The sequence below is a fragment of the Ruania albidiflava DSM 18029 genome (assembly GCF_000421225.1).
Taxonomy (GTDB): Bacteria; Actinomycetota; Actinomycetes; order Actinomycetales; family Beutenbergiaceae; genus Ruania; species Ruania albidiflava.
The window spans coordinates 31,502-43,091 of sequence record NZ_ATWL01000011.1 but is presented as its reverse complement, the minus strand read 5'-3'; the positions used below and the strand labels follow the sequence as shown (position 1 = coordinate 43,091).

11 protein-coding genes are annotated in these 11,590 nt (G+C 71.7%); 4 read left to right on the top strand and 7 right to left on the bottom strand.

The features are described from left to right. Nucleotides 1-44: 44 nt before the first annotated feature. The 3 genes from K338_RS22640 to K338_RS22635 all read right to left on the bottom strand — a co-directional run bounded on the left by K338_RS22640 (nucleotide 45) and on the right by K338_RS22635 (nucleotide 2,895). Nucleotides 45-674: a riboflavin synthase gene (locus tag K338_RS22640; protein WP_022918643.1), complete on the bottom strand. Its 630-nt coding sequence runs from the start codon at nucleotides 672-674 to the stop codon at nucleotides 45-47. Between the two features lie 89 nt (nucleotides 675-763). Further along, complete coding sequence (locus K338_RS0113200) at nucleotides 764-1,639, bottom strand: hypothetical protein (protein WP_022918642.1); 876 nt, start codon at nucleotides 1,637-1,639, stop codon at nucleotides 764-766. Next, a complete protein-coding gene (locus K338_RS22635) occupies nucleotides 1,636-2,895 on the bottom strand; it encodes a DUF418 domain-containing protein (RefSeq protein ID WP_022918641.1) in 1,260 nt (419 codons plus the stop codon). The genes K338_RS0113200 and K338_RS22635 overlap by 4 nt, the downstream gene beginning before the upstream one ends. A gap of 76 nt (nucleotides 2,896-2,971) precedes the next feature. On the opposite strand from K338_RS22635, the gene K338_RS0113190 reads away from it, so the two are divergent. Next, a complete protein-coding gene (locus tag K338_RS0113190; protein ID WP_022918640.1) occupies nucleotides 2,972-3,778 on the top strand; it encodes a methyltransferase domain-containing protein in 807 nt (268 codons plus the stop codon). A gap of 78 nt (nucleotides 3,779-3,856) precedes the next feature. Here the strand turns inward: K338_RS0113190 and arfA are convergent, their stop codons facing one another. The 3 genes from arfA to K338_RS0113175 form a co-directional block, all read right to left on the bottom strand. After that, entirely contained in the window at nucleotides 3,857-5,365 is a 1,509-nt protein-coding gene (gene arfA, locus K338_RS0113185; protein ID WP_022918639.1) for an arabinosylfuranosidase ArfA, read from the bottom strand. A 90-nt stretch (nucleotides 5,366-5,455) separates the two neighbouring features. After that, nucleotides 5,456-6,724 (bottom strand): glycoside hydrolase family 27 protein, encoded by a 1,269-nt coding sequence (locus K338_RS0113180; RefSeq protein ID WP_040653913.1) that lies wholly within the window; start codon nucleotides 6,722-6,724, stop codon nucleotides 5,456-5,458. Nucleotides 6,725-6,929: 205 nt separating this feature from the next. Further along, nucleotides 6,930-8,009: a LacI family DNA-binding transcriptional regulator gene (locus tag K338_RS0113175; protein ID WP_022918637.1), complete on the bottom strand. Its 1,080-nt coding sequence runs from the start codon at nucleotides 8,007-8,009 to the stop codon at nucleotides 6,930-6,932. A gap of 75 nt (nucleotides 8,010-8,084) precedes the next feature. On the opposite strand from K338_RS0113175, the gene K338_RS0113170 reads away from it, so the two are divergent. From K338_RS0113170 to K338_RS22630, 3 genes are read left to right on the top strand one after another with little or no spacing between them, the layout of a single operon-like run. After that, the gene (locus K338_RS0113170) at nucleotides 8,085-8,849 is read left to right on the top strand and encodes a fumarylacetoacetate hydrolase family protein (RefSeq protein ID WP_022918636.1); all 765 of its coding nucleotides are present in this window, start codon (nucleotides 8,085-8,087) and stop codon (nucleotides 8,847-8,849) included. 16 nt (nucleotides 8,850-8,865) lie between these two features. Continuing rightward, entirely contained in the window at nucleotides 8,866-10,365 is a 1,500-nt protein-coding gene (gltX, locus tag K338_RS0113165; protein WP_022918635.1) for a glutamate--tRNA ligase, read from the top strand. After that, a complete protein-coding gene (locus tag K338_RS22630) occupies nucleotides 10,362-11,177 on the top strand; it encodes an HAD family hydrolase (protein WP_022918634.1) in 816 nt (271 codons plus the stop codon). The genes gltX and K338_RS22630 overlap by 4 nt, the downstream gene beginning before the upstream one ends. Here K338_RS22630 and K338_RS0113155 read toward each other — a convergent pair. After that, nucleotides 11,150-11,455 carry an acylphosphatase gene (locus K338_RS0113155; protein WP_022918633.1) on the bottom strand — a complete coding sequence of 102 codons (306 nt, stop codon included), beginning with the start codon at nucleotides 11,453-11,455 and terminating at the stop codon, nucleotides 11,150-11,152. The two genes, K338_RS22630 and K338_RS0113155, sit on opposite strands and share 28 nt — an antisense overlap. Nucleotides 11,456-11,590: the final 135 nt, after the last annotated feature.

The following is an 11,590-nucleotide window of genomic DNA, read 5'->3' as shown; positions in this document are numbered from 1 at the left end:
AGTCGTGAGTCGGTGCAGTCTATCCTGCAGACGCCGGTGTCATGTCAATGATCGACGCTCCGCGACCTGAGTCTGTCAGTCGTTACCGTCGTCGCCAGCAGTCGCTGCACGTGCTTGGCGAGCACGTCGGTCTCCAGGTTCACCCGTTCACCTACCGTCCGTGCCCCGAGCGTGGTGGCGGCCAGCGTCGCCGGGATCAACGAGACCTCCAGGTAGCCCTCGCCGAGCGCAGAGACTGTCAGCGAGACGCCGTCCAGGGCGATCGAGCCCTTCAACGCCACCTGCGGGGCCACGGACTCGGGCAGCTCGACGCGCACCACCTCCCACGCCTCGCCCGGTCGGCGCTCGAGCACTGCGGCGGTGCAGTCCACGTGCCCGAGCACCACATGCCCGCCGAAGCGGCCGTCCGCCGGCATGGCCCGCTCGATGTTCACCTGTGCCCCGACCGCCAGCGCGGCGAGTGTGCTGCGGTCCAGCGTCTCGGCCATCACATCAGCGGTGAACGTCTCCGCATCCAGGTCGGTCACCGTCAAGCACACGCCGTTCACGGCGATGGAGTCGCCCGGCTGGGCATCGGAGCAGCCCAACGGTGCCTGCACGGTGAGCACGGCTGACTCCTCACCACGCCGGAGGCGGACCACAGTGCCGAGCTCTTCCACGATCCCGGTGAACATGGCTCCGGATCCTACGACCATCGCGAACGCCCCCTTCCGCGGCGTGAATCGGTTCACGTGCCGCGGAAGGGGGCGTTCGCGAGATGGGGTTAGTGGCTGACGGCCGCCACGGCTGCCAGCAGCCGCTCCCGGAGTGCGTTCGCACGGCGGGTGAACTCCCGCTGTGCCGCCACGTAGGCCGCCTTGCCCTCGGCCGTCTCGATCGGCACCGGCTCGTACCCCCAGTCGCGCAGGTCGTAGGGGGAGGCGCGCATGTCCAGCTCCCGGATGTCCCGGGCCAGCTCGAAGCAGTCCAGCAACAGCTCCCCGGGGACCGCCGGTCCCAGCTTCATCGCCACCCGGTAGGTGTCCATGTTCGCGTGCAGGCAACCCGGCTGCTCGAGCTCCAGCTGGGAGGCGCGGTCCAGGTGCCGTTCGTTGCGGGGCACCGCGTCCTCGGTGAAGAAGCGGAAGGCGTCGAAGTGGGTGCAGCGCAGCGGGTGGGCGCGCACCACCTCGTCGGTGCCCTCGGCGCCGAGCCGCAGCGGCACCTGCTCGTGGCGCACCTGCCGGGTGCGGTACACCATCGCCCACTCGTGCAGCCCGAAGCAGGTGTACCGGCCGGGACGTGCCAGGGTGCGGGAGAGCAGCTCTCGCGCCCAGGCGACGCCCTCACCACGGTCGGCCTGGAAGGCGGCCGAGTCCAGCGACGCCCGACCAGCGTGGTCCACCCGGTACCAGCGCCACCCCGCCCGGTCCGCCGCACCGGCGAGCAGCACCCCACCGCCCGGGTGCCACCGGCGCAGCTGCGCCGGTCGGGTGGGGTAGTAGGTGAACAGGAAGTCCTCCACCGGGTGCGCCTGACCGGCTCGTCGGCGCTCGCGGTGGGCGCGGGTGAGGGCGTCGGCCCGCTCGGCGTGCCGCCTCGCCTGTTCCCGCCAGGTCGCCTCCTCCAGCACGACGGCGGAGCTCGCCGGGGCGGTCATGGCTGCCCCGGGGTGTGCGGGTCGGGCCAGCGGCCGGCCGGTGCAGCGACCGCGCCGGTGCCAGGTGCGGGGGCCGGGCGGCTGGGTGGGGCAGGTGTGCCCTCCGCAGGCGGAACCACCGCTCCGGGGCGAGGCGCACCGGTCCAGGTGGGCAGCGCCGTCGGACCCCGCCCTGGTGGGCCAGGGGTAGGCTGCGCCGGACCGGCCCAGGTGGGCTGCGCCGTCGACGGCGTGGTACGGATCAGCGCATGCACGGCCCGCTCGAACGGCCCCTGCCCCCAGAGCAGCTGCCAGGCGGTGGCCAGCACGAACGTGGCCAGCACCAGGGCGACCAGCGGCCAGTTCGACGTCGGGTACCAGACCGCGTCGTCACCAAGGATGCGGATGTAGACGATGTGCAGGCTGTACACCGTCAACGACATCGCCCCGCTCGCACTCACCGGGGTGAGCAGCACCCGTCCCACCGTGGGACGCGTGAGCAGCAGGCACAGCCCGACCACCGCTAGCGCCACCCCGGTGTTGCCGACCATCTCCACGGCCGAGTCGGTGTGCGGCTGCGTGCTCACCAGCAGTGCGCCGAACGTGTGTGGAGATGGCTGCCACAGGTCCTGCAGGAGCACCCCGGTGCCGTAGCCCACCACTGCGACGGCCACACCTGACCCGAGCAGCACCAGCTGGGTACGCACCCTCCGCAACGAGGCCCGGCCCACCGCCAGACCGACCAGCAGGTAGGCGATCCAGCTGATCGCCGGGTAGTAGCCGGTGAGCAGGTCGCCCACACCCGGCACGATCCGCCACGGCGAGGCCTCGCCGATCTCCTCGCGGACCGCCAGCACCGGCAGCTGGGCCACCAGCAGGATCCCCGCGGCCCAGCCCAGCAGCACGGGGGTGCGGACCTTCAGGAAGGGCAGCATGAGCAGGAACATCACCGCATAGGCCGGCAGGATCACCGCTACCGGTGTGCTCAGGAACGTCAGCGCCCAGCCGAGCACGTACAGCACCAGCGAACGCTTCACGATCCGGATCCGCTGCCGCTGCCACTCCACCTCGTCACCGGAGGCGGCTGCACGACGGGTCATGAACGCTAGACCTACCCCGGCGAGCAGCGCGAACAGCGCCGACGGACGCCCGTCAGCGACGAAGAACCAGCCGGTCGGAGTGAGCAGACCGGTGTGCCGCTCCAGCCCCAGGTGCGCGACGAACATGCCGAGGATCGCCAGTCCTCGCGCCGTGTCCACCCCTACGATCCGCTGCACCGCACCAGGCTAGACGACGCGCCCGCGGGTGTTCTCCTCCGGGTGCGGGGGAAGGGGCCGCTACTACACTCGCGATATGGCACGCGACGGCAGCTACCCCCACGGGCACCACCCGAGCGTGCTGGCCTCGCACGGCTGGCGTACTGCGGAGAACTCCGCCGGGTACCTGCTCCCGCACCTGACCGAAGGCTCGGACCTGCTGGACGTGGGCTGTGGGCCGGGGACCATCACCGTGGGGCTGGCCCGCCGGGTCGCTCCGGGGCGTGCGGTCGGGTTGGATCCGGCCAGCGAGGCGCTGATGAAGGCCTCTGAGCTGGCCGACGCCAGCGGGGTGGAGAACGTGCTGTTCGAGCAGGGGGACGTGCACTCCCTGCCCTATGCCGACGACGCCTTCGACGTGGTGCACGCCCACCAGCTGCTGCAGCACCTGTCCGACCCGGTCACCGCCCTGGTGGAGATGGCGCGGGTCACCCGCCGGGGCGGGCTGATCGCCGTACGGGACGCCGACTACGCCGCGATGACCTGGTACCCGGACTCACCCGGCCTGGACCGGTGGCGCGAGCTGTACCACACCGTGGCCCGCCGCAGCGGTGGTGAGCCGGACGCAGGCCGCCGGTTGCTCGCCTGGGCGCACGAGGCCGGCTTCCAGGACGTCACCGCCAGTGCTGGGGTCTGGTGCTACGCCGACGCCGACGACCGGGCCTGGTGGTCTCGCACCTGGGCCACCCGGGTGACCCGGTCGGGCCTCGCCGAGCATGCCCTGGAGGAAGGGCTGGCCACCGCCGAGGAGCTCGAGGAGCTCGCCCAGGCCTGGCGGGACTGGGGCGGCCATGACGACGGCTGGTTCACCGTGGTGCACGGGGAGATCCTCATCCGGGTCTGAGCCCCCAACGGGGCCGTCCTGCCAGAGGTGCGCTAGTGCGCACTCCTGGCAGGACGACCCCGAGGGTGGGGTGTGGGGTCAGGGGGCCAGGCGCAGCATCGTCCAGGACACCGGCGGCAGCTGGGCGGCCAGGCGGCCCTCGGTCACCGTGGCGGTGCTGTTCGGCTGCGGAGCCACCTGGTCCTGGTTGTCCGGGGTCGCCGCGAGGTACGGGTCCGGGTTGGCCAGCGTCACCGCCTCCACCACCTGCAGCTCGCCGAGGGCACGCACGTCCGCCTCCAGGGTGAGCGGTTCGGTGACCGAGCGGTTCACCACGAACACGCTCAGCGCGCCGGTCTCCTCCTCGCGGGTGGCCACCGCATCGAGCAGCGGCACGTCCCCGAACTTCGCGGTCTGCGTCTGCGGCGCCCGCACCGCCACGTCCAGCACCTGACCGGCAGCGTGCGCAGAGGTGAGCGCGAACGGGTGGAAGATCGTCTGCTTCCAGGCCCGGCCACCGGGTTCGGTCATGATCGGCGCGATCACGTTCACCAGCTGCGCCAGCGAGGCGGCGTGCACCCGGTCGGTGTGCCGGAGCAGGGAGATGAGCAGGTTGCCGACCACCACCGCATCGGCCACGTTGTACTTGTCCTCCAGCAGCACCGGGGCCACCGGCCAGTCCTGGCCCGAGGGTGGGCGGGACTCGGCGCGGTGCTGGTACCACACGTTCCACTCGTCGAAGGAGATGCCGATCTTCTTGGTGTGCTTGCCAGCCGCCCGGACCGCGTCGGCAGTGGCGCTCACCGACTCGATGAAGTGGTCCATGTCGACGGCGGAGGCCAGGAAGGAGGCCAGGTCACCGTCGTGCTCGGCGTAGTAGGCGTGCGCGGAGATGAGGTCCACGTGCTCGTAGGCCTCCTCGAGCACCTCCCGCTCCCAGGTGCCGAACGTGGGCATGGAGGAGCTGGAGGAGCCGCACGCCACCAGGGTCAGGTCCTCGTCGATCATCCGCATCGCCCGAGCGGTCTCGGCAGCGAGGCGGCCGTACTCGCGGGCCGTCTTGTGGCCGATCTGCCACGGGCCGTCCATCTCGTTGCCCAGGCACCAGAACTTGATGTCGTGCGGCGCCTGGGCGCCGTTGGCCCGGCGCAGGTCGGAGTAGTGCGTGCCGCTGGGCACGTTGCAGTACTCCAGCAGGTCGAGCGCCTCCTGCACCCCGCGCGTGCCCAGGTTGACCGCCATCATCGGCTCCGTGCCGGCCTCGCGGCACCAGGTGACGAACTCGTCCACTCCCACCTCGTTCGTCTCGGTGGAGTGCCAGGCCAGGTCCAGCCGCCGCGGGCGCTGTGCGCGGGGGCCGGTGCCGTCCTCCCAGCGGTAGCCGGAGACGAAGTTCCCGCCCGGGTAGCGCACAGTGGACACTCCCAGCTCCCGGGTGAGGGCGAGCACGTCGCCGCGGAAGCCGTCTGCGGTGGCAGTGGGGTGGTCGGGTTCGTAGATGCCGGTGTACACGCACCGGCCGAGGTGCTCCACGAACGTGCCGAAGGTGTTCCGGCGGACCGGGCCGACGGTGAACGCCGGGTCGAGGGTCAGGTGGGCGACGGGCATCGGTTCTCCAGTGGTCGATAGGGGTTCGGGGTATCGGTGACGGCGGCTGCCGTCGTGGTCGTGGTCGCCAGCGGCGGTCGTCGGTGCGGGTCAGCGGGTGCGCAGCAGGGCGACCCCGTGCGGGGGCAGGTCGAGCAGCAAGTCCCCAGCGGCGTCCGGGCGGACCGGGGCGCCGGACCACACCTCGGTGATCTCGGCCACGGGGTCCAGGCCGGTGGAGGTCAGTGGCACCCGGTGCCGGCATGGTTCGTCCGCAGTGGAGAAGACCCCGGCCCAGGCGGTGCCCTGCTCCGGACCGGTGCCGTAGGCGCCCCAGAGCACCAGGTCGTCCTCGCGGAGCAGCTCGGCGTTGCTGGTGGAGTGCCGGCCGACGGCGAGCACGTCGGTGCGGGTCAGGTCGGTCAGGGTGTCCTCGTCGCTGCTGGGCAGGTCGCCGCCGACGAACATCGGGGACCGGCCCAGGCACCACAGGGACAGCAGCGTGCGGCGTTCGTCCACGGTCAGGCGGGAGTCGCGAGGCTCGCCCCGCTCGGCACGCAGACCGATGCGGCCCAGGGGCAGCATGTCCGCGTCGGCCCAGCCGTCCGGGCCCTGGTGCGGAGCCCACCGGGCCAGCCTGCCGAGCTGGGCACGGACGTCCTGCCACCGGTCCCACAGGTCGTCGGAGATGCGCCACATGTCGGCGTGCGCGCGCAGGTGCTCCAGGTGGGCCAGGGACAGGTGGGTGCCGGGGGACAGCGAGATGAGCACCTCGCGGCCGTGCCGCTCCTCGGCCCGGGAGACCGCCCGGTGCAGCGCCTCGATCGCATCGGTGTGGTAGGGGGCGAGCATGTCGTCGACCTTGAGGAAGTCCACGCCCCAACCGACGATCCGGTCGATCTGCCGATCGAGCCAGACCTGCGCGCCCGGGTGGGTGAGGTCCAGGCCGACGTTGTCGCTGTTCCAGGAGCAGGTGCTTCGCGGGTCGGCGATCTCGGCCGTGGTGGCCACCACGGTGCCGGCCTCGTCACGCACCGGCAGGTCCGCGGCCACCACCCGGCGGGGGATGCCGCGCATCAGGTGCAGCCCGAACCGCAGCCCGAGCTCGTGCACCCGGGCGGCCAGCGGAGCAAAGCCGGCACCGCCAGCCGCACTGGGGAACCGGGCGAGGACCGGCTGCTGCACCCCGTCCTCGTCATGGTCGATCGGGGCGTCGGTGTTGTAGCCGCCGGCCCGCGCAGTCGGCTCGTACCACTGGATGTCCACCACCACGGTGTCCCAGCCGGCCGGGTGCAGCCGGTCGGCCATCACCTGGGCGTTGGCCAGCACCTCCGCCTCGGTCACCGTGGTGCCGAAGCAGTCCCAGGAGTTCCAGCCCATCGGTGGATGGTGTGCGGCGGTGTGGGACACGAGAACCTCATGTGTACATCGATGTAGAAGTGGACGGTGACCATCGTGCCTGGTGCACCGGCAAGGGTCAAGCACGCCCGCCCGCAGCAGCGTCTCCGGGGGAGACCGTGCCCGAGCGGTGACCGAGGATCCCGAGGATCGAGGATGTCCAGCACCGCCGAGGTGCCCGAGGAGCTCAGCGAGCGGGGAGCGCCGCCGTGGTGCTCCCCGGCAGCACGGTGACCTCCCGTTCGGCCGGCTCCCCGGTGGACTGGCGGGCCAGCACCCGCGCCTCGGTGACGATGCGCACGAACGGGCGTTGCGCCGTCGACGGCTGGATCCGTTCGGCGAGGAGGCGGACCGCGGTGCGGGCGATCTCGTCCCGACCGGGGGCGACGGAGCTGATCGTCGGGGTGGCGAACCGGACGTCCTCCACATCGTCGAAGCCGATGAGCGCGACCTGGCCAGGCACGTCCAGCCCGCGGGCGTGCAGCGCATAGAGCGCACCGAGGGCCAGGGCGTCGTTCAGCGCAAACACCGCATCCACCGGCACACCCCGGTCCAGGACGGCACCGAGCGCCTGCGCCCCCTCCAGCCGGTGCCACTGTGCTGCTGGGACGACCAGCGCGGGGTCGAGGTCCAGACCCGCCGCTGCCAGCGCCTCTCGGTGTCCGTCCAGGCGCAGCGTGGCTGAGGTGGGTGCGTCGTCGGTGAGCTCACCGCCGAGCAGGGCGATCCGGCGCCGGCCCAGCCCCAACAGGTGCTCGGTCGCGGCCCGGGCGCCGGCGACGTTGTTCATGGTCACGTGGTCCGCGGGAGCCCCGAAGATCCGTTCACCGAGCAGCACCATCGGAAAGTCGACGGCGAACGCGTCCAGGTCCGCGGGGCCGAGCGCCAACGGGGAGAACAGCACACCGTCGGTGAGGGTGCGGCGCGCACCGGCGAGCACTGCCAGCTCCCGGTCCCGCCGGCCGGAGGTCTGCTCGATCAGCACGGTCAGGTCCTGGGCATCGGCTGCGCGGATCACCGCATCGGCCAGCTCGGCGAAGTAGGGCAGGGACAGCTCCGGCACCGCGAGCGTGATCAGCCCGGTACGGCGGGTGCGCAGCAGCCGGGCGGACAGGTTCATCCGGTAGCCGAGGGTCTCGACCGCCTCCTCCACCTTCGCCCGGGTGGCGGGACGGATGTGCGGGTAGCCGTTGATCACGTTCGAGACAGTCTTGATGGACACTCCGGCCCGGCGGGCGACATCCGCCATGGTCACCGCCCCGGCCATGCTGCTCCCTCCGCTCGGCTGTCTGCGCTGGTCACCCTAGCGCTCGAGGCCCCGATCCCCGGTAGCGTGGCGTCCATGAAGATCGCGCGCTTCACGTCCGGGGACGATCCGCACTATGCCGTGGTGGAGGGTGAGGAGCTGGTGGTGCTCACCGGCGACCCGCTGTACACCCCACCCATCCCGACCGGTCAGCGGGTGCCGATCGACGCCGTCCGGCTGCTCGCTCCGGTGATCCCGCGCTCGAAGGTGGTCTGCGTGGGCCGCAACTATGCCGAGCACGCTGCCGAGCTCGGCCACGAGGTGCCCGAGGAGCCGCTGCTGTTCATCAAGCCGAACACCACCGTCGTCGGTCCTGACGACCCGGTCGTGCTGCCCCGGTACTCCTCGGAGGTGCACCACGAGGCGGAGCTGGCGGTGGTCATCTCCCGGATGTGCAAGGACCTGTCCGCAGAGCGCGCCGGGGAGGTCATCCTCGGCTACACCGCCGCCAACGACGTCTCCGCCCGGGACGCTCAACGCAGCGACGCCACCTGGACCCGGGCGAAGATGTTCGACACCTCCTGCCCGCTCGGTCCCTACCTGGTCACCGACCTGGATCCGGCCGACCTGCGCATCACCGCCCGGGTGGACGGTGAGCTGCGCCAGGACGGATCCACCGCGCAGATGGTGCGGTCCGTGGCCGAGCTGATCGCCTACGCCTCGACGATCTTCACGCTGCTGCCTGGAGACGTGCTGCTCACCGGCACGCCCGCCGGGGTCGGTCCGATCGAGCACGGCCAGCGGGTCGAGGTCGAGGTGGAGGGCATCGGCGTGCTCGGCAACCCGGTGCTGCGTCGCTGACTACCCTAGGCACATCATGACCGAATCCTCTGTGCCTTCTGGCGTCCGCGTCCGCTTCTGTCCCTCGCCCACCGGTACCCCGCACGTGGGGCTGATCCGCACTGCGCTGTTCAACTGGGCCTACGCCCGGCACACCGGCGGCACGTTCGTGTTCCGGATCGAGGACACCGACGCCGCCCGGGACAGCGAGGAGAGCTACGCCCAGCTGCTGGACGCGCTCGGCTGGCTCGGCCTGGACTGGGACGAGGGGGTGGAGGTCGGCGGCCCGCACGGTCCCTACCGGCAGTCGCAGCGGATGGAGACGTACGCCGACGTGGCCGCCCGGTTGCTGGCGGCCGGGCACGCCTACGAGTCCTTCTCCACCCCGGAGGAGGTCGAGGCCCGGCACCGTGCCGCCGGCCGAGACCCCAAGCTCGGCTACGACGGCTACGACCGGGACCTGACCGAGGAGCAGAAGGCCGCCTTCCGTGCGGAGGGGCGCACCCCGGTGCTGCGGGTGCGGATGCCCGAGGGGGACGTCACGTTCCAGGACCTGGTCCGCGGTGAGGTCACGTTCAAGGCTGGGTCGGTGCCGGACTTCGTGATCGTGCGCGGCAACGGTCAGCCGCTGTACACGCTGGTCAACCCCGTCGACGATGCGCTGATGGGTATCACCCACGTGCTCCGCGGGGAGGACCTGCTCTCCTCCACCCCACGCCAGGTGGCGCTGTACCGCGCCCTGGTGGACATCGGTGTGGCTGACCAGGTGCCCGCCTTCGGCCACCTGCCGTACGTGATGGGGGAGGGGAACAAGAAGCTCTCCAAGCGCGACCCCGCCTCCAACCTGTTCCTGCACCGGGAGCGCGGTTTCGTGCCCGAGGGCCTGCTGAACTACCTTGGCCTGCTCGGTTGGTCGATCGCCCCGGACAACGACATCTTCACCCGTGAGGAGATGGTCGCCGCCTTCGACGTGGCCGACGTGAACCCGAACCCGGCCCGGTTCGACCAGAAGAAGGCCGAGGCGATCAACGCTGCCCACCTGCGGCTGCTCGCACCGGAGGACTTCCGTGCCCGGTTGGTGCCCTACCTGCACGCGGCCGGTGTGGTCCCGGCAGCCACCTACGACCAGCTCGAGGCGGCACAGCAGGAGCTGCTGGTCGCGGCCGCACCGCTGGTGCAGGAGCGGATGACGCTGCTCGGCGAGGCCCCTGGCATGCTCGGCTTCCTGTTCGTCGCCGATGGAGACCTGGTCATCGAGGACGACGCCCGCAAGGCCTTGCGCCCGGAGGCCGCGGAGGTGCTGGACCGCTCGATCGCGGTGCTGGCCGACCTGCCGGACTTCGCCGCGGACGCCCAGCAGGAGGCGCTGCGGGCGGTGCTGGTCGACGAGCTGGGCATCAAGCCGCGGTTCGCGTTCGCCCCGCTGCGGGTGGCGGTCACCGGTCGCCGGGTCTCCCCACCGTTGTTCGAGTCGATGGAGATCCTCGGCCGGGACTCCACCCTGGCCCGGCTCCGCGCGCTGCGCGCCACGCTGTGACCCCCACGGGGCCGCTGGGCGTGCAGGCGGTGCTGTTCGACCTGGACGACACGCTCGTGGACACCGCCGCTGCGTTCGCCGCAGCAGTGGCGGCAGTGGCCGAGGAGTTCCTGCCGCACCTGGAGGCTGCCCGGCACCCGGAGGTGCTGGCCACCTGGCGGGCGGACACCGGTGGCTACTACCAGGCACATGTGGACGGGTTGATCGACTACCGCACCCAGCGGCGTGCCCGCGCGGAGCAGATCCAGGAGCGGTTCGGCGGCGAGGCGCTGTCCGAGGCCGGCTTCGGCCGCTGGACGCAGCTCTGGGACCGTGCGTTCAGCAGCTCCTGGGTCGCGTTCGACGACGCCGTCCCCGCCCTGGGTGCGCTGCGTTCTGCTGGTCTAGGAGTGGGCTGCGTGACCAACGCCGCGGCCGCGCAGCAGCAGGCGAAGCTCGCCGCGACCGGGCTGACCGAGACCGTGCCGTTGCTGGTCACCCTGGACACGTTCGGGGTCGGCAAACCTGATCCACGGGTGTTCCACGAGGCGGTCCGACGACTGAACGTCCCCGCCGGACGGGTGCTGTACGTCGGCGACGAGCCGGTCATCGACGCCCGTGCCGCCCATGCGGCTGGGCTGCGCGGCATCTGGCTGGACCGCCCCGGGCGCCGCCGGGGGCACGCCGGCGAGGATCCTGAGGCGCTACGGGCCGACGGTATCGCCGTGGTCCAGGACCTGCAGGGCGTCCTCGACCTCCTCCACCTGCCCCCACCAGTCGCGAACGACTGGAGTGGGGCGGTGGGTCAGCGGTCGATGTCGAAGGAGGAGTAGCCCTGCGGCTGCTCCTCGGTGACGTCCCGGTCGGTGACCGTCGCGTGCCGCGGCCCGTCCGCGAGCCAGTCCACCAGCTCGGCAACCGCCTCCTGGTCGCCTTCCACCCACACCTCCACGCTGCCGTCACGGCGGTTGCGCACCCAACCGGCCACCCCCGCCGCCTGCGCCTGCCGAACCGTCGCGGCCCGAAAACCCACCCCTTGCACGATGCCGCTGACCACGATGCGGCGCGCCGCCTCGTCACCCTGCTGCTGGGCTCGTCTCCACCACACCATGCCTCCATGATGCCCCGTCCAGATAACTCTCCTGCGGGCGGTGGCCCCGGGTGGTGCGCACCGCCTTCTGTGCCCAGCACCGGACCGGGGAGACTGGCCCCTGCCCAACAGCCAAGGAGCATGATGACCAGCCAT